The 20,944-nt window shown below is 61.6% G+C and carries 27 protein-coding genes; 17 read left to right on the top strand and 10 right to left on the bottom strand.

Annotated features, from left to right (window positions below; all coding sequences use genetic code 11):
* The first annotated feature begins 81 nt into the window (after window positions 1-81).
* The 4 genes from A6U98_RS17325 (at window position 82) to A6U98_RS17340 (ending at window position 3,363) form a co-directional block, all read left to right on the top strand.
* Window positions 82-999, top strand: a complete 918-nt coding sequence (locus A6U98_RS17325; protein WP_064651722.1) for a bifunctional helix-turn-helix transcriptional regulator/GNAT family N-acetyltransferase — start codon at window positions 82-84, stop codon at window positions 997-999.
* 59 nt (window positions 1,000-1,058) lie between these two features.
* The gene (locus A6U98_RS17330) at window positions 1,059-1,682 is read left to right on the top strand and encodes a TetR/AcrR family transcriptional regulator (RefSeq protein ID WP_064651723.1); all 624 of its coding nucleotides are present in this window, start codon (window positions 1,059-1,061) and stop codon (window positions 1,680-1,682) included.
* Between the two features lie 109 nt (window positions 1,683-1,791).
* A complete protein-coding gene (locus A6U98_RS17335; protein WP_064651724.1) occupies window positions 1,792-3,000 on the top strand; it encodes an MFS transporter in 1,209 nt (402 codons plus the stop codon).
* Window positions 3,001-3,132: 132 nt separating this feature from the next.
* Complete coding sequence (locus tag A6U98_RS17340; RefSeq protein WP_064651725.1) at window positions 3,133-3,363, top strand: DUF6429 family protein; 231 nt, start codon at window positions 3,133-3,135, stop codon at window positions 3,361-3,363.
* 28 nt (window positions 3,364-3,391) lie between these two features.
* Here the strand turns inward: A6U98_RS17340 and A6U98_RS17345 are convergent, their stop codons facing one another.
* Window positions 3,392-3,808: a helix-turn-helix domain-containing protein gene (locus tag A6U98_RS17345; protein WP_064651726.1), complete on the bottom strand. Its 417-nt coding sequence runs from the start codon at window positions 3,806-3,808 to the stop codon at window positions 3,392-3,394.
* Between the two features lie 137 nt (window positions 3,809-3,945).
* On the opposite strand from A6U98_RS17345, the gene A6U98_RS17350 reads away from it, so the two are divergent.
* Entirely contained in the window at window positions 3,946-4,833 is an 888-nt protein-coding gene (locus tag A6U98_RS17350) for an SDR family oxidoreductase (RefSeq protein ID WP_064651727.1), read from the top strand.
* A gap of 61 nt (window positions 4,834-4,894) precedes the next feature.
* Here A6U98_RS17350 and A6U98_RS17355 read toward each other — a convergent pair whose 3' ends face one another.
* Entirely contained in the window at window positions 4,895-5,647 is a 753-nt protein-coding gene (locus A6U98_RS17355) for a pyridoxine 5'-phosphate synthase (RefSeq protein ID WP_064652253.1), read from the bottom strand.
* Window positions 5,648-6,098: 451 nt separating this feature from the next.
* Between A6U98_RS17355 and A6U98_RS17360 the strand changes: the two genes are divergently transcribed.
* Window positions 6,099-6,791, top strand: a complete 693-nt coding sequence (locus tag A6U98_RS17360) for a MerR family transcriptional regulator (protein ID WP_064651728.1) — start codon at window positions 6,099-6,101, stop codon at window positions 6,789-6,791.
* A 96-nt stretch (window positions 6,792-6,887) separates the two neighbouring features.
* Here the strand turns inward: A6U98_RS17360 and A6U98_RS17365 are convergent, their stop codons facing one another.
* Both A6U98_RS17365 and A6U98_RS17370 read right to left on the bottom strand, forming a co-directional pair.
* On the bottom strand, window positions 6,888-8,015 hold the full coding sequence (locus tag A6U98_RS17365; RefSeq protein ID WP_018074216.1) for an ATP-dependent RecD-like DNA helicase: 1,128 nt from the start codon (window positions 8,013-8,015) through the stop codon (window positions 6,888-6,890).
* 73 nt (window positions 8,016-8,088) lie between these two features.
* Complete coding sequence (locus A6U98_RS17370; protein ID WP_064651729.1) at window positions 8,089-9,012, bottom strand: LysR family transcriptional regulator; 924 nt, start codon at window positions 9,010-9,012, stop codon at window positions 8,089-8,091.
* Between the two features lie 132 nt (window positions 9,013-9,144).
* Between A6U98_RS17370 and A6U98_RS17375 the strand changes: the two genes are divergently transcribed.
* The 4 genes from A6U98_RS17375 to A6U98_RS17390 all read left to right on the top strand — a co-directional run bounded on the left by A6U98_RS17375 (window position 9,145) and on the right by A6U98_RS17390 (window position 12,611).
* On the top strand, window positions 9,145-9,624 hold the full coding sequence (locus A6U98_RS17375) for a carboxymuconolactone decarboxylase family protein (RefSeq protein ID WP_003560866.1): 480 nt from the start codon (window positions 9,145-9,147) through the stop codon (window positions 9,622-9,624).
* 68 nt (window positions 9,625-9,692) lie between these two features.
* Window positions 9,693-10,448, top strand: coding sequence for an SDR family oxidoreductase (locus A6U98_RS17380; RefSeq protein WP_064651730.1), 756 nt, complete (start codon window positions 9,693-9,695; stop codon window positions 10,446-10,448).
* 69 nt (window positions 10,449-10,517) lie between these two features.
* Complete coding sequence (locus tag A6U98_RS17385; RefSeq protein ID WP_064651731.1) at window positions 10,518-10,934, top strand: cupin domain-containing protein; 417 nt, start codon at window positions 10,518-10,520, stop codon at window positions 10,932-10,934.
* 195 nt (window positions 10,935-11,129) lie between these two features.
* Window positions 11,130-12,611, top strand: a complete 1,482-nt coding sequence (locus tag A6U98_RS17390) for a cyclic nucleotide-binding domain-containing protein (protein WP_064651732.1) — start codon at window positions 11,130-11,132, stop codon at window positions 12,609-12,611.
* A gap of 15 nt (window positions 12,612-12,626) precedes the next feature.
* On the opposite strand, the gene A6U98_RS17395 is transcribed toward A6U98_RS17390, so the two are convergent.
* Window positions 12,627-13,115 (bottom strand): Rrf2 family transcriptional regulator, encoded by a 489-nt coding sequence (locus A6U98_RS17395; protein ID WP_064651733.1) that lies wholly within the window; start codon window positions 13,113-13,115, stop codon window positions 12,627-12,629.
* A 133-nt stretch (window positions 13,116-13,248) separates the two neighbouring features.
* Window positions 13,249-13,824 (bottom strand): MarR family transcriptional regulator, encoded by a 576-nt coding sequence (locus tag A6U98_RS17400; protein ID WP_064651734.1) that lies wholly within the window; start codon window positions 13,822-13,824, stop codon window positions 13,249-13,251.
* Between the two features lie 142 nt (window positions 13,825-13,966).
* Between A6U98_RS17400 and A6U98_RS17405 the strand changes: the two genes are divergently transcribed.
* From A6U98_RS17405 to A6U98_RS17425, 5 genes are all read left to right on the top strand, one after another.
* Window positions 13,967-14,302 carry a cupin domain-containing protein gene (locus A6U98_RS17405; protein WP_064651735.1) on the top strand — a complete coding sequence of 112 codons (336 nt, stop codon included), beginning with the start codon at window positions 13,967-13,969 and terminating at the stop codon, window positions 14,300-14,302.
* A 59-nt stretch (window positions 14,303-14,361) separates the two neighbouring features.
* Entirely contained in the window at window positions 14,362-14,778 is a 417-nt protein-coding gene (locus tag A6U98_RS17410; RefSeq protein ID WP_064651736.1) for a VOC family protein, read from the top strand.
* A 150-nt stretch (window positions 14,779-14,928) separates the two neighbouring features.
* On the top strand, window positions 14,929-15,309 hold the full coding sequence (locus tag A6U98_RS17415; protein ID WP_064651737.1) for a hypothetical protein: 381 nt from the start codon (window positions 14,929-14,931) through the stop codon (window positions 15,307-15,309).
* Between the two features lie 34 nt (window positions 15,310-15,343).
* Window positions 15,344-15,859: an RNA polymerase sigma factor gene (locus A6U98_RS17420; RefSeq protein ID WP_064651738.1), complete on the top strand. Its 516-nt coding sequence runs from the start codon at window positions 15,344-15,346 to the stop codon at window positions 15,857-15,859.
* The gene (locus A6U98_RS17425; RefSeq protein ID WP_064651739.1) at window positions 15,856-16,638 is read left to right on the top strand and encodes an anti-sigma factor; all 783 of its coding nucleotides are present in this window, start codon (window positions 15,856-15,858) and stop codon (window positions 16,636-16,638) included. Before A6U98_RS17420 ends, A6U98_RS17425 begins: the two co-directional genes overlap by 4 nt.
* A gap of 130 nt (window positions 16,639-16,768) precedes the next feature.
* Here the strand turns inward: A6U98_RS17425 and A6U98_RS17430 are convergent, their stop codons facing one another.
* The 3 genes from A6U98_RS17430 to nthA are packed head-to-tail and all read right to left on the bottom strand — an operon-like array spanning window position 16,769 to window position 18,433.
* Window positions 16,769-17,137, bottom strand: coding sequence for a nitrile hydratase accessory protein (locus A6U98_RS17430; protein WP_064651740.1), 369 nt, complete (start codon window positions 17,135-17,137; stop codon window positions 16,769-16,771).
* Complete coding sequence (gene nthB / locus A6U98_RS17435) at window positions 17,124-17,783, bottom strand: nitrile hydratase subunit beta (RefSeq protein ID WP_064651741.1); 660 nt, start codon at window positions 17,781-17,783, stop codon at window positions 17,124-17,126. Before nthB ends, A6U98_RS17430 begins: the two co-directional genes overlap by 14 nt.
* The gene (gene nthA / locus A6U98_RS17440) at window positions 17,780-18,433 is read right to left on the bottom strand and encodes a nitrile hydratase subunit alpha (protein WP_064651742.1); all 654 of its coding nucleotides are present in this window, start codon (window positions 18,431-18,433) and stop codon (window positions 17,780-17,782) included. Before nthA ends, nthB begins: the two co-directional genes overlap by 4 nt.
* 97 nt (window positions 18,434-18,530) lie before the next feature.
* Between nthA and A6U98_RS17445 the strand changes: the two genes are divergently transcribed.
* Window positions 18,531-19,805 (top strand): SDR family oxidoreductase, encoded by a 1,275-nt coding sequence (locus A6U98_RS17445; RefSeq protein WP_064651743.1) that lies wholly within the window; start codon window positions 18,531-18,533, stop codon window positions 19,803-19,805.
* Window positions 19,805-20,281 carry a DUF2269 domain-containing protein gene (locus tag A6U98_RS17450; protein ID WP_064651744.1) on the top strand — a complete coding sequence of 159 codons (477 nt, stop codon included), beginning with the start codon at window positions 19,805-19,807 and terminating at the stop codon, window positions 20,279-20,281. The genes A6U98_RS17445 and A6U98_RS17450 overlap by 1 nt, the downstream gene beginning before the upstream one ends.
* On the opposite strand, the gene A6U98_RS17455 is transcribed toward A6U98_RS17450, so the two are convergent.
* The gene (locus A6U98_RS17455) at window positions 20,273-20,866 is read right to left on the bottom strand and encodes a LysE family translocator (protein WP_027668578.1); all 594 of its coding nucleotides are present in this window, start codon (window positions 20,864-20,866) and stop codon (window positions 20,273-20,275) included. The genes A6U98_RS17450 and A6U98_RS17455 overlap by 9 nt on opposite strands.
* Window positions 20,867-20,944: the final 78 nt, after the last annotated feature.

Genomic DNA, 20,944 nt, shown 5'->3' on the forward strand with positions numbered 1-20,944 from the left:
TCGGGACAACCCCGAGCATGACGAGAGAGTAGTTGGCCGACTTTATCAGCGGTCTGACAAGATCTCCATTTGGAGATCATCATGTCTAACCTATCGCTCATCGAAACCGCCCGCGATTTCAACCGCTTCTATACGAACTTCCTAGGCCTCTTGAACAAGGCCTATCTCGACACGCCCTTCACGCTGACCGATGCCCGCATCCTCTTCGAGATTGGCTCGCATGGGGGCATCAGCGCTGTAACGCTTGCCCGCGACCTGCAGCTCGACCCGGCCTATCTCAGCCGCATCCTAAAGCGTTTTCGCGCCGAAGGGCTGATCGAAACCAGCCCCGACCCGGTAGATCTTCGCAGCCAGGTCATCACTGTCACCGATCGGGGACGAGAGACGTTCGAGGAACTCGGAAGACGCTCCAATGCGCAGATCGCCGCTCGTTTCGATCGCTTGGCGACTGGCGAACCGGAGGCCGCCGTCTCCGCCATGCACACGATCCGCGCCCTGCTCGACCCGGCGGCGAAGCCCGCCCCGGCCATCATCCGCGCCCACCGAGCCGGCGATATCGGCTGGATCGTTCAGAGCCAGGGCCGCTTCTACGCAGAAGAATACGGCTGGGATCTGCGCTTCGAGGCGCTGGTCGCCGAGGTCGCCGGAAAATTCCTCGCCAATTTCGATCCGGCCAAGGAATATTGCTGGATTGCCGAACGCGGCGGCATCAATGTCGGTTCGGTCCTCGTCACCAATGGCGGCGACGGCATCGCCAAGCTCCGCCTGCTCTATGTCGACAAATCAGCCCGCCGCCTCGGGCTCGGCAAACTGCTGGTCGACGAATGCATCCACTTCTCCAGGCAGAAGGGCTACCGCCAACTCTCGCTCTGGACCAACGACATGCTGGAGACCGCCCGCGCCATCTACGTCAAGGCGGGCTTTCGCGTTGTCTCCGAGGAGAGACATAAGATGTTCGGCCCCGAGGCGAACGGCCAGAACTGGGTGCTCGATCTCTGAATTTGCCGCGTCGCAAAATTTCACTTGATTTGGAAACGATCATTCCCTAATTAGGCACCATGACCGTTGCCACCCTCACATCAGAAGCAAAGCCCCGCAGCCGTGGCCGTCCGCGCGAGTTCGATATGGACGCAGCACTCGATGCGGCGCTGCGCGTCTTTTCCGAACGCGGCTACCACGCCGCCGCCATCAGCGAATTGACCGAAGCAATGGGCCTTGCTTCGGGGAGCATCTACAAGGCATTCAAGGATAAGCGCGGTATCTTCCTAGCTGCTTTTGCCCATTATCGAAAACTCGGCCGACGGCGCCTGGAAGCAATGATCGCGTCTGCAAAGACGGGTCGCGAGAAGGTCTTCCAGATGGTGATGTATTATACCGAGCTCTCCTATGGTGAAGCCGGCCGCAAAGGCTGTCTTGTCGTTGGCGGCGCCAACGACTTCGCCCTGCTTGACGAGGAAGCCGCTGCCCACGTCGTGACGGCTTTTGCCGCGGACGAAAAGCTGATGGCCGATCTCATCCGCACCGGCCAGGCAGACGGCACCATTCCGAAGACGGTAGACCCGGATGCCGCCGCCCTCGCCTTCCTCTGCTTTACCAAAGGCCTGCGCGTCATCGGCAAAACAGGACGCAGCAGGGAAGAGATGCTGTCTGCGGCCGAGGCCGCGATGAAGCTCGTGACCTGAAAAGTCCGCACCATGGACGAGAGAATACCGGCATTCGGTCAAAGATCGGGTGGCCGCAGCTAGCATATTTGCATTCATTCCTTCCAATCTTTGAATACCGGAGTTTCCGATGAGCATTTCGGCCACGACACCCGATACGGCCATTCCTAGGGCGCTATCCCCCTGGCTCACCTTCCTTTTTGCTGCCGCCTGCGGGTTAGTGGCCGCCAATCTCTATTACGGCCAGCCGCTCGCCGGCCCGATCAGCGCCGATCTCGGCTTCACACCTGCCGCCACCGGCTTGATCGTCACGCTGACGCAGATCGGCTACGGCCTCGGTCTGCTGCTGATCGTGCCGCTCGGCGACCTCACCGAAAACCGCCGTCTGGTGCTGATGCTGATCGCCGTATCCGCAGTCGCGCTCATCGGCGCGGCGTTGTCGTCGACGCCCACGGCCTTCCTCGTCGCCTCGCTCTCTATCGGTCTTTCATCGGTCGCAGTTCAGGTCCTGGTTCCCTTCGCTGCCAACATGGCGCCGGATGCAACGCGCGGCCAGGTCGTCGGCAACGTCATGAGCGGCCTTCTCTGCGGCATCATGCTCGCCCGCCCCTTCGCGAGCTTCGTCGCCGAAGCCTCTTCCTGGCATGTGGTTTACTATGTCACTGCTGGCGTCATGCTTGTGCTCGCCGTCGTGCTCCGCGCCAGCCTGCCGGTCCGCCGGCCGACGACCAGGCTACGCTACGGCGAACTGCTCGCCTCCATGGGCCATCTGGCGCTCACCTCGCGGGTGCTGCAGCGTCGGGCGCTCTATCAGGCCGGCATGTTCGGCGCCTTCAGCCTGTTCTGGACGACGACGCCGCTGTTGCTCGCAAGTCCCGCCTTCGGCCTGACGCAGAATGGCATTGCCCTCTTCGCGCTCGCAGGTGCTGCAGGCGCCGTCGCTTCGCCGATCGCCGGCCGGCTTGCCGACCGCGGCATGACGAAGATCGCCTCGACGCTTGCCATGCTGCTCGGCATGGCTGCCTTCCTGATCGGCCATTTCGCCAGCGATGGCTCGCTTGGCGCATTGCTGCTCTTGACGGCAGCGGCGATCCTTCTCGATTTCGGCGTAACGACCAATCTCGTCTGCGGCCAGCGCGCCATCTATGCGCTGAATCCGGAACACCGCAGCCGGCTCAACGGTCTGTTCATGGCAACCTTCTTTGCCGGCGGCGCGCTGGGCTCGGCGCTCGGCGGCTGGGCCTATGCGACCGGCGGCTGGACGATGACGGCTTGGATCGGCTTCTGCTTCCCGGCGCTGGCCTTCCTGCTGTTCCTAACGGAAGGACGCGGCAAGTAAGGCACCATTTGAATCCAGGATCGAACATCTAAAACCTTGACAGAGCCAACTTATAGATGTCGCTTCCAGGAAGCAGCGTATTCATCCGTTTGAGAGCTGCAGAATTTTCGGCTTTTTGCATGGGATTCCGACATGGAGATAGACGAAGAGAAAATCGACAATGCCGTTCTCGCATTGTTATGGCTGACGTTGCATGACGGGGATCGGGCCTGGAAGAGTTTTGACTGGGCCGTAATGGACCGTTTGAATCAGAAGGGTCTGATTGCAAATCCCGCAGGCAAGGCCAAGTCCGTCGTTCTGAGCGACGAAGGTTTGCGACGATCGGAGGAACTGTTCCGCGCTCTGTTCACGCGATCGACATGATGGTCGCTCTTCCGATTTATCAGCGGCACTAGCTGTTGTGAGAATCGAACTGAGAACGGGCGGCGCGAACGGCATCATGGTTCGCTTCCGCCCAGTTCAGAAGCTGCGACAGCGGCTGGTAGAGCGAACGTCCGAGTTCGGTCATCGAATATTCGACGCTCGGCGGCTTGGTCGGGAATACCTCGCGGTCGATATAACCATCCCTTTGCAGGTCGCGCAGCGTTTGCGTCAGCATGCGCTGCGAAATATCGGGGATCATTCGCCGCAGCTCGCCGAAGCGATAGGGCCGATCCGCCAGCACCTCGAGTAGCAGCGTCGACCATTTGCCGCCGATCTGCTGCATCATGTCCCTGACCGGGCAATTGCCGAAATCGAGGCCGGCGAGATCGATCTCGCGCCGCGCCCCCGGCACCCTGTTCTTCAGACTGACAACCGCACCGCTCATCTGCTGGTTCCCTTTTGGTAACGTAGAGCTGAAAAACTGCCTCCTTTACACCGCCAAGTCAATTCCTATTCTAGTGTTACTCTCTTTTCGAGACTACCTGCGCAACCCAGCGAGCAAAACACAGAAGGAAACGACGTATGAGCGAAACCATCCTGGTCACCGGCGCTGCCGGGCAGCTCGGCCAGCGTGTCATCCATCACCTCATCGAGACCTACAAGGTCGCCCCCGGCAACATCGTTGCCGCGACGCGCAGCCCGGAAAAGATCTCCGAACTCGAAAAGAAGGGCGTCGTCACCCGCAAGGCCGATTTCGATGACGCGGCAGGTCTGGAGAAGGCTTTCGCCGGTGTCGACCGGCTGCTGATCATCAGCACCGATGCGCTCGACACTCCCGGCAAGCGCCTCGCCCAGCACAAGGGCGCCGTTGCAGTGGCCGTGAAGGCTGGCGTCAAGCACATCGCCTACACCTCCATGCCGGCGCCGGAAGATTCGCTCGTCACCTTCGCGCCCGATCATCTCGGCAGCGAAAACGCCATCAAGGCAAGCGGCATCGCCTATACGATCATCCGCGATGCCTGGTATCACGACAATTACCTGCACGGCATGCCGCACAACCTGCAGGGCGGCAAATGGTATAGCGCCACGGGTGACGGCAAGGTCTCGACCATCTCGCGTGACGACTGCGCCCTGGCGATCGCCGCAGCCCTTGCCTCCGGCACCTCGACCAGCGCCACCTATACGCTGACCGGCGCGCAATCGCTGAACAACCGGCAGATTGCTGCCATCGTTTCCGACGTCGCCGGCAAGCCGCTCGAAGTGATCGACGTCACCGACGAACAGCTCGGCCAAGGCATGCGCGGCGCCGGCCTTCTGGGTTTCGTCGCCGACATGCTGGTGTCTGCCGACGCCAACACCCGCGCCGGCAAGTTCGACATCGTCACCGAAGACTTCACCAAGCTGACCGGCAAACAGCCGCAGCCACTGAAGGATTTCTTCGTCGAACACAAGGCGGCCCTAACCGCCTAAGGCGGGATAAGGCCGCCTGGAAAGCCCGCCTCGCACATCAGGGGCGGGCTTTCTTCAATGATCAAACCGCCTGCCCGCAAGCCCGGCAGAAGCGACGCACCGTTTCCGCCATGCCGTATTCCAGCGCATCGGCGGTCAGCCCGTGGCCGATCGAAACCTCGGCCAGAGCGGGAATGCGCTTCACCAGATCAGGCAGGTTTTCGACCGTCAGGTCATGGCCGGCATTGACGGCGAGGCCGATTGCGAGGGCCGCATCCGCGGTTCGTCCGAGCGCTTCTAGAATCGGGCTCGCCCGCTCCGGCGCGTCAAAGCAGCCGCCATAGGGACCGGTATAGAGCTCGATCCGATCGGCGCCCACCGCCTTGGCGATCTCGACCGCTTCTGCATCCCCATCGCCGTCGGCAAACAGCGACACCCGGCATCCCATCGTCTTCAGCCGCGCGACGGCATCGGTCAGGAACGCTTGGTGCTTGCGAAAATCCCAGCCGTGATCGGAGGTCGCCTGGGCGGGATCGTCGGGCACCAGCGTCACCTGCTCGGGTGCCGCCCCGGCGCAGAGTTCGAAGAATTCCTCGGTTGGATAGCCCTCGATATTGAACTCGGCCCTGGGGAATTCGTCGTCGATCAGGTTGCGGATGACAGGCAGGTCGGAAAAGCGGATGTGGCGCTGGTCGGGGCGCGGATGTACCGTCAGCCCGCTCGCACCGGATTTCAGCGCGATACGCCCGAGCGCTTCGACGCTCGGCCAAGGCAGGTCGCGTCGGTTGCGCAGCATGGCGACGGCGTTGAGGTTCACGGAGAGCTTGGCGGGCATGGCGAGATCCATCGGTCACGGAAATGGGAGGCCCTGCTTTTAAGCCAAGTGCTCCGCGATGGCCAACGAGATTCACAAATGAATGCGATGCCAATCGCTGATGGGCACCGAAATTACGCTGAGCATTTGCTGCACGCGTACCGCTGATAGTAAATCCCGTCACCTTTGAAGAGGACCGCCAGATCCCGCAGTGCAGCACATGTTTTTGTGCAACACACCCAAGAACCCGGCAAAATATGCCGGTAAAGTTGCTATCCCATTTAAAAGAGATTATTTTTAGCACTTATAAAAAAGATCGTTCACGCATAACGTGGACATCGTATCGCGTAGAGTACGCCGCGTACTGCTTCTTTCCCACTGAGAAGAACGCCTAGAGGAAACCCCACTCGTCGCGCATGGGAAGCAACTGGCAAAGCCGCATGAGGTGCAACAACATGCCCCAGGAGGGTTCATGCCAGACGGTTCCAAACGCCTGTTTGCCACCGCCGGTATCGCTTCGGAGGCCCGATCGAAATATCGGTTCCTGCCTTCAGCCGCGCTACCGCCGGATCTACCGGACGGTCCGGTGCCCATTGCCGACATGGCAAACGCATTCGGCGTCACGCACAGGACACTGCATTTCTATGAAGAGAAAGGGTTGATTTCAGCCAACCGCATCGGCCTGATGCGGGTCTACGGCCAGGACGATGTGATGCGCATGGCCGTCATTACAGTCTGCCGCGATACAGGCATGCCGATCGCCGTCATCCAGGAACTGATGGACGAACTCCGCAACGCCGATTCGCAGGAAACGGCCGAAGCGATGTTCCGCGAGGCCATGCAGGTACGCAAACGCGAACTGACGGCCGAGATGTCGACGCTGCATCGCCAGCTTCAGCAGGTCGGCGACCTCCTGGACTACGACGGCAACATCGAGGAACCGCCGTTAAACGACAATCAGGACAGTGCAAGCCTGACCCCGCAGGAGCGGCGTTGCCTGGAGCTCATGGCCGAGGGCTATTCCACCCAGCGGATCGCCCGGGCACTCGACCTGAAGCATGACGAAACCCGTGACCTGGAAGCCGGAATCATCCTGAAGTTCCGCGCCAACAACCGCTTTCAGGCCATCGCCAAGGCAGTTCTGCTCGGCATCGTGCAGGCCTGAATCACGCCCCTGACGGCCGCCACCGTCTCCTCTTTTTTCTGTCCGATTAGATGCATCTGGTCGCGGGTGCGACCGGGATCCATGGATGTAATCGGATCAGCGAACGATCGTCAGCGTCTCTGCCGCGCGCGTGATCGCGGTATAGAGCCAGCGTTCCCGCGTGTCGCGAAACGCCCAGCTCTCGTCGAAGAGCACGACATCATTCCATTGCGAACCCTGCGCCTTGTGAACGGTGAGCGCATAGCCGTAGTCGAACTCGTCATAGCGCTTGCGGGTGTTCCAGGGGATCTCGCCCTCGACGTCCTCGAAGGCCTGTTTCAGCAGCTTGATCTTGGCAGCCCCGCGATCCATGTCATCGTCTTCGGGACGGACGAGCAGATTGATGCCGGGCTTCGTCGTTTCCTTGGATGAGGTCATCACCTGCCAGAGCGAACCGTTGAGCAGGCCCTTGGCTGGATCATTCCGCAGGCAGACGAGCTTGTCGCCGGTCTGCGGATAATCGGCATTGAAGCCTTTCAGCTCGCGCAGGCGCTGATTGTAGCGCCGACGCGTCCTATTGGTGCCGACGAGCACCTGGTCGGCATCGAGCACGAGCTGCTGCGTCACCTCGTTCTTCGAGATCACCTTTGCCGTGCCGTAGTCACCGTACATCACCTCATTGCCTTCGCGCACCTGCATGGCGAGCTTGATGATCGGGTTGTCGCGCGCCTGCCGGTGGATATCGGTGAGCAGGTAGTCCGGCTCCTGATTGGTGAAGTAGCCGCCACCGGTCACCGGCGGCAACTGGCCGGGATCGCCGAGCACCAGGATCGGCGTGCCGAAGCTCATCAGATCCTTGCCAAGCGCCTCGTCCACCATCGAGCATTCGTCGACGATGATCAGCGCGGCTTTAGCGACCGGGCTTTGCCGGTTGATCGAAAACATCGGCGCGATCGAGGTCTTGCCCGTTTCCTCGTCTTCCACCGCCTCCTCGCCGCGCGGCCGGTAGATCAGCGAATGGATCGTCCGGGCGTTGGAGGCGCCGCGCGAGCGCAGCACCTGCGCCGCCTTGCCGGTGAAGGCGGCAAACAGCACGTCGCCATCGACATTTTCGGCAAAATGCTTGGCAAGCGTCGTCTTTCCCGTTCCGGCATAGCCGAACAGGCGAAAGAGCGGCGAGCGCCCTTCCTTCAGCCATTTCGAAACAGCCTTCAGGGCTTCGTCTTGTTGCGGCGCAAATTGCATGATCGCAGGACTTGGCAGGATTCGCGGGCTTTAGGCAAGGTGGAAAACGGCAAATCGCCCGGCCGGACGATCATCAGTTCCACTGCCGGTCCGCGCCGCTCGCGCACATCGACGGGTCCTGCGCCATAGCGTCAGTGAGAAAATCCAGAACCGTCTTGACGCGCAGCGGCATGTTGCGCCGCGAGGGATAGACGACGGTAACCGGCAGCCGGCTCGGCTGAAAATCCTTCATCACGGGGACCAGCCGGCCGGCGGCGATATCGGGCATAGCGATGATATGCGAAAGCACCGCAAGACCCGCTCCAGCAAGGGCTGCCCGGTGAATGGCGACGGCATTGCAGGCGGTCAGCCGCGGCGAGATCCGGACCAATATGTCCTCCGAACCGTTCGAGAAGGACCAGGTATTGGCCTCGCCTGCCCTGTTGTAGCAGAGGCATTCATGGTCCTTGATCTCCTTCGGTGCGCGGGGAGCCGCCCTGCGCGCGAGATAGGCGGGAGATGCAACGAGGAAGGCGGTCGTCCAGCCGATCCGCCGGCAGACGAGGCTGCTGTCGGCGACCTGGCCCAAGCGCACTTCGAGATCCAGGCGCTCCTCGATCATATCCGAGCTCTGCTCCCTGAAGATGAGTTCGACCGCGAGCTTCGGATGGGCGGCAAGAAGATCGCCGAGCCGCTCGCTGAGATAGAGGCCGAGTGGTGCTGGAACGCTGAGCCTGACCTTTCCCGAGGCCATGACTCCGTCCGATTCTGCCGCATCGCCAAGCTCCTCAACCGCTTCGAGAATCCGCAGCGCCATCGGCAGCATCCGCTCCCCCTCTGCCGTCAGCGACAGGCCGCTCGTCGTGCGATGCAGGAGGCGGGTGTTGAAATGGCCTTCGAGGGCTGCGACCTGTCGCGAGACCGCCGGCTGCGTCACATTGAGATCGTGCGCCGCCGCCGAGAACGAACCCGTCTCCACGACGCGCTGAAAGGTCCGCAATGCCGAAACGATATCCATCCCCCTGCCCCTCATACTTTTGTGCATAGGCCTTATGCAGCCAAACTAAGCGAGAATGGCTTTACAGTCCAGCAATTAAGGATATCTTTTATCCATAAGGATACTTAATATCCTTAATTGAAGGAGAGACACATGACCCAGCGACTGAACTACGCACAGCAGTCCCCCGAGCTTTTCAAGAAATTCATGGAATTCAGCATGGCGCTAAAAAGCAGCGTGATCGACGAGAAGCTGCAGGCCCTCGTCGAGATCCGCGCCTCGCAGATCAATGGATGCGGCTTTTGCCTCGATATGCATGTGAAGCAGGCAAAGATCCACGGCGAGACGGAACTGCGGCTCTACCACGTCGCCATCTGGCGGGAATCGAACCTGTTCATTCCACGCGAGCGCGCAGCCCTTGCCTGGACCGAAGCACTGACCAAGCTTCCCGAGGGCGGCGTTCCAGACGAGATTTACGAACGGGTGCGCGGCCAGCTTTCCGAGAAGGAAATCTCGGACCTGACTTTCGTCGTCATGGCGATCAATGCCTGGAACCGCGTCAATGTCGGCTTCAAGACCGTGCCCGGCACGGCCGACAAGGCCTACGGCCTCGATAAGGCCGGCCTGAACTAAACCACGCAATTCATTGAGAAGATTCACCTTTGACGCTGCCGCACCGCGGCAGCGAACGGAGATCCATTATGAAAATCGTTGTCATCGGCGGAACCGGCCTCATCGGTTCGAAGACTGTCGAACGCCTGCGCAAACGCGGCCACGAAGTGATTGCCGCATCACCGAACTCCGGCGTCAACACAATCACCGGAGAAGGATTGGCGGAGGCGCTCTCAGGCGCCAGCGTCGTGCTCGACCTCGCCAATTCGCCGTCCTTCGAGGATAAGGCCGTGCTCGAATTTTTCGAGACCTCGGGCCGCAATCTTCTCGCTGCCGAAAAAGTGGCCGGCGTCAAGCACCATATCGCCCTTTCCGTCGTCGGCACCGAGCGTCTGCAGGAAAGCGGCTATTTCCGCGGCAAGCTTGCCCAGGAAAAACTGATCAAGGCATCAGGCATTCCCTACACCATCGTGCATTCGACGCAGTTCATGGAATTCCTCGGCGGCATCGCCCAATCGGGAACGGTCGGCCAGACGGTCCGTCTGTCGCCGGCCTATGTGCAGCCGATCGTTTCCGACGACGTCGCCGATGTCATGGCGGATGTGGCTCTCGCACCGCCCGCTAATGCGACGATCGAGATCGCTGGTCCGGAACGGGCGCGCCTCAGCGAACTCGTCGCCCGGTATTTGAAGGCCATGAGAGATCCGCGCACCGTCGAGGCCGATGCGGAGGCGAAATATTTCGGCGCGAGACTCAACGATCAGTCGCTCGTTTCTGACAACAACCCGCGGCTCGGCTCGATCACCTTCGAGCAGTGGTTCGCAAAGTCCGCCCAACCAAAGTGATCCGACTTGCCCTGAGGACGCGGCCACTCGGGCGCATCCTGCCCCAACCCTGCAACCATGGAGATTCCGATGATCAGAACATCATTCCTCGCCGGTGCGCTCGCCCTTCTGGCAGCCACGGGCGCTAGCGCCGACGAGGGCAGCAAAGCTGCCAAGGTGACGCTCGTCTATGAACACGAACTTCCGAACGTACCGGGCAAGAGCATCAAGGGCGTGCTGGTCGAGTACGGCCCAGGCGGCTTCTCCGACGGCCACACCCATCCCGATACGGCCTTCATCTACGCCACCGTGCTCGAAGGAGCGATCCGCAGCCAGGTCAATGACGGCCCCGTCAAGGTCTATCAGGCAGGAGAGAGCTTCTCCGAAATGCCGGGCGACCGCCATGGCATCAGCGCCAACGGCAGCAAAACGAAGCCAGCCCGCCTGCTCGCCGTCTTCGTCGTCGACACCAAACAGAAAGAGTTGACCTATCCGCTCAAGAAGTGACGATCCGCATTACAGCGCCGCGCGTCTTTCAGACGCGCAAAGGACGCAGTAACAATTTGAATCTACGCATCGTGCTTTCCGAAAATCGGTTCCGATTTTCGGGCCGATGCGATACCGCCCGCGCATGCCCAATGCTTGCGCGGGCGGCCGAGATGCTGAATCATGTACGGCTCGCCCCATTCCGGAGACAGAGAAATGATTGACGACGCGCTCTTCGGCAAACCTCTGATATCCTTGATAACAGTCGGATTCGCCGGAATCGTCGTCTGGCATCTTCTCTCCCGCCAACGGCCGACGACGCGACTGGTGGTGCAAATCCTCTTCTTCGCGGCAATGACGTTGATCCTCGTCGTCAGCGGCATCGAACCCCACCGGTTTCAAGGATATGAGTCCGAAGATCCGCAGGCTTTGCTCGTCATCGTCGCGAAATCGCTCTGGTGGATCCATCTGGCATGGGCCGTCATCGGTTTCATCAGGCTCTATCTGGTGCTGGAGGGCAGTCCGCGAGAGGCTCGGCTGCTCCAGGATCTCGTCATCGGCGTCGTCTATATCGGCATGGCCCTGTCGGTTCTGGCCTTCGTCTTCGGCGTGCCGATCGGCACCCTGGTCGCGACCTCGGGCGTGGTCGCCATCATTCTCGGCCTGGCGCTGCAGAATACGCTGGCCGACGTCTTCTCCGGCATCGCCCTGACACTCGGCCGGCCATACATCATCGGCGACTGGATCCTTCTCAGCGACGGCACGGAGGGGCGCGTCGTCGAAAGCAACTGGCGCGCGACACACATCCTGACCAGCGCCAACAATGTCGTCGTTCTGCCGAACAGTTTTCTGGCAAAGCTCGGCCTGACGAATGTCAGCCGGCCGGACGAGACCCATCTCCTGGTCCTCACCATCCGCATCGCCCCGACGCGCATGCCGGCATCGGTCCGCCAAGTCATGGCAACGGCGCTGGCGGGCTGCAATTCGATCGTGCGCGAGCCGCCGCCGGTCGTAGCACTCAAGGGGCTGGATGCCACGGCGCTTGAGGTCGAGCTGCAGTTTCGGGTGACAAGCCCGAGCCAGCGGGTGCCAGCGCGGAACGAGGTGCTCGATCTCGTCTATCGCCATTGCAAATCCGCCGGCCTGCTGTTGGCCATTCCGCCGTCGGCGACGGTGCTGACCGCCGATCTGCCGACAGAAGAAAGCGCAAAGCCGCCGAGCGTAACGCCGCTTGCACTGATCGAGGCCATTCCGGTCTTTACGACGTTGACATCAGATGAAAAGCGCAGGCTCGCCGAAACCACGGCTGTCCGGGAGTTCCGCAAAGGCGATGTGATCGTACAGGAGGACGAAATGCTCCCCTCACTGATGATGGTGCGCGCCGGCATCATCGCGGCTAGGAACGCAGGCGAGGAACGCGGACGCCTCGCGCCGGGCGATTTTTTTGGCGAGACCGGACTGCTCGCCGGCATGCAGGAAGTCTGCACCCTGGAGGCTCTGACCCCCGTGACCGCCTATGAGATCGACCAGGAGGCCTTCGCGCCGCTGCTAAGCGAACGCCCGGCGCTGGCGGAAGAAATCGCCGAACACCTCGCCAGCCGCGCAGAGCGTTTCCGCAACGGCGCCTCCTTGCCCCCGGAACATGCCCGCAGTGCGCATGCCATCCTGAAGACCATCAGGACCATCTTCAAGGCGTAGAGATCGGCCCCCCGCTCAGCCGGCGCGCTTGAGCACCCATTCGAAGGTGCTGCGCCAAATGTCGGCCGGCACTTCCTCGGACAAGGTGCTGACCAGGTCGGAAAGCCGGACGCGCCTCAGCGTATCCCGCCAGGCCTCGTCGGCCTCCCACATGATGCGCGCGACGGCGCATGGTTTGCTGTCGCAATATCCTTCCGGCCGGCAGGGATTGTTCGCCCGGATGTTCGTACAGGTGAAGCTGCGGGCCTTCCCCTCGACCGCCTCGGCGATTTCGAGAAAGTTGATATCCGAGGGGGTCTTGGCAAGCCTGTAGCCGCCACTCGGACCGAGCGTGGTCTCGACCAGCGATGCCTGCGAAAGGCTCTGCAGTGCTTTGGAGAGATATTCCTTCGGCAGACCATGAAGCTCGGCGAGCGCCTTGGTGGAAAGATACCTGCCCTCTGGCAGGCCCGCGAGAATGGCGCAACAGTGAAGCGCCCACTCGACCTGGCTTTTCAGGATCATTCAGCAACTCGTGTGATGGCTGGCTCAGCCAATGGAATTAAGGACATATCATATCCGAAAACCGACACGATGTAAATGCGCTGCAAAAGCAGCGTGTTGTTGCTTGAACGGCGATGCGGGCTCCGATCTCCCCTCAGCCCGCCTTCTTGTCCTCTCCCCGCGCCTGCTCATTTTCAATTCCGGCGATCAGCTTGCGCAGCAGCGCAGCGAGCGCCTCGCGCTCCTTTCCGTCAAGAGCCTGCATAAACAAAGATTCGCTCGCCATGTCGGTGCGGAAAGCCTTTTCGGCGAGTGCCGCACCCGCCTCGCTCAATGCCACCAGCACGCTGCGCCCATCGCGTGGTGATTTCTCCCGGCGGATCAAGCCCACCTTCTCCAGCCGGTCGAGCCTGTGGGTCAGGCCTCCCGAGGAGATCATCAGCGCCGAATACATCTCCGTCGGGGTCAGGCGGTAAGGTGGTCCGGAACGGCGAAGCGTTGCGATCACGTCGAATTCGCCGCGGTCGAGGCCAAAATCGGCAAAGGTCGCCTCGATGCTGGGGCGCACCAGGTTCGACAGCCGAAAGGCCCGGCCCAGGATCGCCATCGGCTCCGTGTCGAGGTCGGGCAGTTCCACCGCCCATTGCCGGCGCAGCCGGTCGACATGGTCATCCCCAGGGCGGTGCGCGTCCCCCGGTCGGTCGCGGTCCCCTTCAGTTCCATTCATCATTCTCTGCCTCATATCAACACAAGCGAGACATACACCTTCCACCCCAGTCACGGAAGATATCTTGACAAGAAGATAGTTTTAAGAATATATCTTCTTGCGAAGATAGTTTGCGTTTATAAACAGAACGAGCGGGAGGCACGTGATGTTCAGGATTCTTCGCCACCAGGAAGTACGACCCGATCAGAGCCGCACTGTCCGCTTCGAAGGCCGCGACCATGGCGGCGAGATATCGCTCTTCCTCGTCGACAACGAGCCCGGCCAGGGGCCTGACCTGCACGTCCATCCCTATTCCGAGACATGGGCGGTCAGGAAGGGCGAGGCCGAGTTCACCGTAGGCGACGCCAAAAGCCGCGCCTTTCCCGGCGATATCGTCGTCGTAGCCGCCAACATTCCCCACCGTTTCGAGAATGTCGGCACTGGACGGCTCGAAATCGTTTGCATTCATGCCAGCGATACGATCGTGCAGGAGTTTGTGTGAGGCAAAGCCGCCTCCTGGAAGACAATCTCCGGAAGACAAAGGAAGAGGAGAGAACCGCAATGCCCAAGATGATCTTCGTGAACTTGCCGGTGAAAGATCTTGCCGCTGCGACCCGCTTCTATGAAGCGATCGGCTGCAGCAAGAACGAACAGTTCAGCGACCACCAGGCGTCGAACATGGTCTGGGCCGACGCCATCTTCTTCCATCTGCTGACACGCGATTTCTTCGCGACCTTCACGCCCAAACCCGTTGCCGAAGCGCAGAAGACGAGCGAGATGCTGATCGCGCTCACCATGGACAGCCGTGAAGAAGTGGATGCTATCGTCGAGGCGGCCGCAGCCGCCGGCGGCAAGGCCGATCCGCGCGCGCCGACGGACATGGGCTGGCTCTATAACCGTGCTTTCGAAGATCCCGATGGCCATATATTCGAAGCGGTCTGGGTCGAAATGGCGGTGGCGACCGCCACCGGAGAATAGCCGGCAAGGCGCCCGACGCGGCGTGCGAAACTGGCTTCGGCCCACCTCGCCCGGCATGAAAACTTTTGATGCGCCTGGAATAAAACCACCGCGCCGCGTGTCTCATCTCAGGTATCGCAAGATTGCGTGCCCAATCTGAGGAGAGACATCATGAAACCCGTGAAATTCCTGTCCGTCGTGGCCGCCGCCGCCCTTGCCGCGACCGCTGCTTTCGCCGCTGCTCCCGTCAAGGAAGTCGACTCCGCCAAGGGCAAGGTTCTTGCCGGCGAAAACGGCATGACGCTCTACACCTTCAAGAAGGACGTCAAAGGCGTTTCCAACTGCAACGACGATTGCGCCAAGAACTGGCCGCCGCTGATGGCCGCTGGCGATGCCAAGGCTGATGGTGCATATTCGATCGTCGATCGCAAGGATGGCACGAAACAATGGGCCAAGGACGGCATGCCGCTCTATTTCTGGGTCAAGGACACGAAGGCCGGCGACATCACCGGCGATGGCGTCGGCGGCAACTGGGATCTCGCCAAGCCTTGATCGCGAAGCCCCCGATCACAAGCGAGTTGCCGGCGTGAAAACACCTGCACCCGAAACCTTCGAGGGCCAGATCCTGGCCCTCCTGCCCTCGCTCAGGCGTTATTCACGCAGCCTGACGCGCTCGGATGCCGATGGCGAGGACCTGCTCCAGGATTGTGTCGAAAAGGTTCTCACGCGCCGCGGCCAATGGCGCGGCCTCAACCTGCGCGGCTGGGTCCTGACCATCATGACCAATCTTTACCGCAACGGCCGACGCGGCAAGGCGCGCGACGACCTTTTCGAGCTCGGTGCCGCAGAGCAGCTGGCCGCGCCCGAACCGCCGGCCGATCCGCTGGAACGCGCCCGGCTGGACGATGCGCTGAACAGCCTTTCGGAGGAACACCGCGCCGTGCTGATGCTCGTGGTCATCGAGGGATATACCTATGGCGAGGTTGCCGCCGCGCTCGATATCCCGATCGGCACCGTCATGTCCCGCCTGTCGCGCGCCCGCCGGCGCGTCGCCGAGCGGCTGAAGGCCGACAACATCATTACGCTTCGGAGACCGAAATGAACGAGACCAATCCGAGCGTCACCGAAGCCGACCTTCACGCCTATGCCGACGGCCAGCTGCCGGAAACGGCGCGCGCCCGCATCGAGACCTTCCTGGCCGACAATCCCGACGAGGCGGCGATGGTCGCCGAATGGCAGGCGCAGAATTCAGGCATCCGATCGCTGTTTGCCGGTTATGAGAAGGCGAAGGAGAACGATCCTCTGCTCGTCGTCCCCCCGCGCGTCGTTTCATCGGCCCCAAATCGCTGGGCGATCGCTGCATCAGCCCTCCTCGTCTTCACGCTTGGCGCCGTCAGCGGCCATTATGGCCCTGCACTTCTGGAAAAGCCGGAGCTGCAGCTTGCCGGCTCCGAAAGCCTGCCGAAACAGGCCCAGACCGCCTTCACGGTCTATGCCGCCGAGGTTCGCCACCCCGTCGAGGTCTTCGCCGACGAGGAGGCCCATCTTGCCACCTGGCTCGGCAAGCGTCTGGCAATCCAGAACCTCAAAATCCCGACCCTGCAGCCGCTCGGCTTCAAGCTGGTTGGCGGCCGCCTGCTGCCGGTCGACGGCAGGCCAGGCGCCATGTTCATGTACGAGAACCAGGCTGGCGAGCGCCTGACTGTCCTGGTCGGCCGCAACACGGAAAATAGCACGACGAGCTTCCGCTTCGCCTCATCAGGCAATATCGAGACCTTTTACTGGATCGACGGAGAACTCGGCTATGCCGTCACCGGCGAAATCTCCCGCGAGACGCTGCGGGAGGTAGCCGAGGAGTGCTACAGGCAGTTCCCGTCCTAGAGCAATTCCAGGAAAAGTGCGAAGCGGTTTTCCCAGGCAAAGCGCGAAGCGATTTTGCCGGGAATTACGTAAAAAAACAAATATTTAGAGCGGTTCTGCGCTTCTGTGAAAAGCTGAACCGCTCTAAGGATCAGCGTGAGGGATCGTTGCTGAGCTCGATCGGCCGTCCATGCGGCGTCGCTTCCGCCGCCCGCTGCCAGCTCTGCTGCAATGCCAGGATCGTTTCCGCATCGGCGATGCCGTTGTCGACGATGAGGTCGGAGAGTGCCGCCACCCAGCAGTCGAAATAATCGCTGCCATCTTCGGCCCGGCCAGGTTTGTGCAGTTGCGCGGAAAGCGTTTCAGCCCATTCGTTCCAGCTGAACAGGCCTTTTGCGTGCAGGTGCACGGTCATGGCAAAGGCTTCGGCCGCCCATGGCTCGGGAAAAACCGGCTCGCCCTCCGGCGACCTCGGCAGCCCGCACGATTGGGCCAGCGGCGATGTCTCATGCCGGCTCAAGATAGCTCTCCCAGGCATCGATCGACACGGTCAGCGTGGGATCGGCATCTCCGCCCCAGATCTCCGCGCCGTCGAAAACGATCGTATAGAGCCATTGCGGGTTTTCGCCCTTGCCATGTGCATTGTCGTCGGGAAAGACGAAGGCACCCTGCACTGCCTCGACCACGCCTGTTTTGGCACGGGCATAACGCGGCAGGCGCGTATGTGTTACCGGATTGAAATTCTTCGTCTTCACCATCTCGCCGACCGCAAAGAGCGGCGCGGTCTTAACAGGACGATCGCAAGGGCCGCCTTTCGCCAGAACGCCAGGCACCATGTCCGCCTTCAGCACCCGCTTCGGCACCGCGCCGTCTTGCAGTTTCCGCCCAGAAAGCAGCTCCTCATGCGTCGCAAAGCCGTGCCGTTCGAGCAGCTTGTCGATACCGCGGATCCAGATCTCGTAATAGCTGGCGGCGAGGTAATCGGCCGGCGAAATATTCTCGCGCGCATGCCGGCTTTCATCGATCGTCCATGCGCCGAAAGCGCCGCAGGAAAGGGTAATTCCGAGCGCCCGCTTTTCCCATTCGGCATGGAAATAGGGCTCGTCCTTTTCCGGCGCGACAGCACCGAAGCCCATCTGCCCGCCGAGATCGTGCGGTCCGTTCATGTGGCGCTCTCCGGCTTGCGGGCAACGGCCGTGCCGATCATCGCATCGCGGCTGACGAGGTCGGCGAGCGTCTGCTCGTCCATTCCCTCTGTCCCTTCGGGCCGCTCGGGAATGACGAGATAACGCAGCTCCGCCGTCGAATCCCAGACGCGGACCTTCTTGTCCTCAGGCAGCGTCAGCCCGAATTCAGCCAGCACGCCGCGCGGATCGATGACGGCGCGTGAACGATAGGCCGGCGCCTTGTACCAGACCGGCGGCAGGCCGAGCACCGACCAGGGATAACAGGAGCAGAGCGTGCAGACGACGAGGTTATGGGTCTCGGCGGTGTTGAAGACGGCGCGCATGTGCTCGCCCTGCCGGCCGGTGTAACCGAGGCTTGATATCGCCGCCGTCGCATCGCGTTTCAGCCAGTCGGCGAAATCGGCATCGCTCCAGGCTTTGGCGACGACATAGGCGCCGTTTCTCGGTCCCACCTTCGTCTCGTAGGTCTCGACGATCGCATCGATCGCCGCCGGATCGATCAGCCCCTTCTGCGTCAACAGCGTTTCCAGCGCCTTCACACGCGCCTGCATGTCGGAATAATGATTGTCATGATCATGCCCGTGGGCGTGCTCATCTCCGTGAGCATGGTCGTCGTCATGGTCGTGCAAGGCGAAGCCCTCCCGAAACTGCCCGCTCTTTCTAACATATGCCGCAAGCCCGCCAAGCCCTTCTATGTCTCACCCGCTTTTCCGCTAATCTCCTGCCATGAACATCCTGATTCTCGGCGCAACCGGCTTTATAGGCTCCGTCGTCGCGGCCCGGCTCGTCGCCGACGGCCACGTCGTAACCGGACTCGGCCGCAATCCCACGCATGCACGCCTGAAACAGCCGGCGATCGACTGGCGGCGCGCAGATCTCTCGCGCATGACGAAACCGGCGGATTGGGACGAGATCGTCAAGGACCAGCATGTCGTCGTCAATTGCGCCGGCGCCCTGCAGGACGGCCTGTCGGATGATCTGTCGGCCACCCAGGCAGAGGCGATGCTGGCGCTCTACTCCGCAGCAAAACGCTCGTCGCGCCCGCTGATTGTGCAGATATCGGCAAGGACGGCGGGAGCCGCTGGCGATCTTCCCTTCCTCGTCACCAAGCGGCGAGCCGACGAGGCGCTGGCGGCAAGCAGCCTGCCTTACCTCATCCTGCGACCTGCCCTCGTTCTCGGCCGCAATGCCCATGGCGGCTCGGCACTGCTGCGGGCGCTTGCCGCCTTTCCCTGCGTGCTGCCACTGGTCCTTGCCGAAAGTCCGGTCGAAACACTTTCGGTGGACGATGTGGCAGAAGCCGTGTCGCGGGCGGTCTCCGGCGGCATCTCCGGAGACATCGATCTTGCCGCCAACGAAGTACTTACGCTCGCCGATCTCGTCCGCCTTCACCGCCAGTGGCTCGGCCTGCCGCCCGCCCGCGTGTTTTCCCTTGCCCCCTGGCTTGCCAAGCCGGTGACGTGGCTGGCCGATATGGCAGGCCGGCTCGGCTGGCGTTCGCCGCTGCGCTCGACGGCGATGACTGTCATGTCCGAAGGCGTGCGGAGCTCGAAAACAGGGAGCGGCCTTGCCACGACACCCGCGGCAGTGACGCTCTCGGCCAGTCCGTCCGGCGTACAGGATCTCTGGTTTGCCAGACTCTATCTTCTGAAGCCGCTCGTCATATCGGGCCTATCCGCTTTCTGGCTGCTCTCAGGTTTGATCCCGCTGCTGACGCTGGAGAAGACGTCCGCGCACTTCCTGCCGTTCATGCCTGAAGCCGCAGCAACGGCGCTGACGTTTGCAACCTGCCTGATCGACATCGCTCTCGGCGTAGCCGTCCTCCTTCGCCCGCTGGCGAAACGTGCCCTTCTCGGCATGCTGGCCGTGTCGTTCGCCTATCTTGCCGGCGCCAGCCTGCTCGAACCGGCACTCTGGCTCGATCCGCTCGGTCCACTCGCCAAGGTGCTGCCATCGATCTTGCTGACGCTCACCGCACTTGCCACGCTGGATGAACGCTGATGCTTGAGGAATGGCTGCTGCTTGCCCATGTCATCGGCGCGACCGTGCTCTTCGGCACCGGCGCCGGCATCGCCTTCTTCATGGTGATGGCCCACCGGACACGCGATCCCCGTCTGATCGCCCATGTCGCCGGCACGGTTGTCATCGCCGACACCCTCTTCACCGCCACCGCAGCCATTCTTCAGCCGGTGACCGGCTATCTGCTGGCCCGGTCGATCGGTTGGGACCTGTCGGAGGGATGGATTGCGCTGTCGCTGCTGCTTTATGTCGTGACCGGCCTGTTCTGGCTGCCGGTCGTCTGGATCCAGATCCGGCTGCGCGATCTCGCCCGCGCCGCAGCCGCGGCGGGAAAAGCACTGCCACCAGCCTATTTCAGCCTCTACCGTATCTGGTTCGCCTGCGGTTTTCCGGCCTTCTTCGCCGTCATCGGCATTCTCTGGCTGATGCTCATGAAGCCGGCGATCACTCTATTTTAGCATCGGCCAGAGGCTCAGCACCAACAGCACCGCCATGCTGATATTGAACCATTTCAATCGCACCGGATCCGAAAGCCATTCCCTCAGCGCCGAGCCGAAGCCGGCCCAGGTCGAAACACTGGGCACATTGACTGCCGCAAAAGCGAGCCCGACGATCAGCACGCTGACGAGGTAGAGTTGCGGATTGGTGTACGTCGCCATCGCGGTGACCGCCATGACCCAGGCTTTCGGATTGACCCACTGGAAGGCGGCCGCCGCGAAGAAGGACATCGGCTCGACGCCGCTCCTGCCTTCGCTGAGCGAGCGCGACGAGGCGATCTTCCAGGCGATCCAGAGGAGATAGGCGCCGCCCGCAAATTTTAGCGCCGTATAGACCACGGGCACCGTGTGCAGCAGCGCGCCGAGCCCAAGGCCGACGCCGATGAGCAGCGAGAAGAAACCCACGCCGATGCCGAACATATGCGGGATCGTCCTGCGGAAGCCGAAATTCACGCCCGATGCGAAGAGCATCATATTATTCGGTCCCGGCGTGATCGAGGTCGTGAAGGCGAAGAGAACGAGGGCGAGAAATGTATCCAGCGGCATGCGACCTCCCGAAGCCAACTTTTCTGCGGCCTGTTTATTTAGGTCAGCATAACTGTCCTAAACTGCCGGTGCCATGAC

The organism is Rhizobium sp. WYCCWR10014, from assembly GCF_001657485.1.
Lineage (GTDB): Bacteria > Pseudomonadota > Alphaproteobacteria > Rhizobiales > Rhizobiaceae > Rhizobium.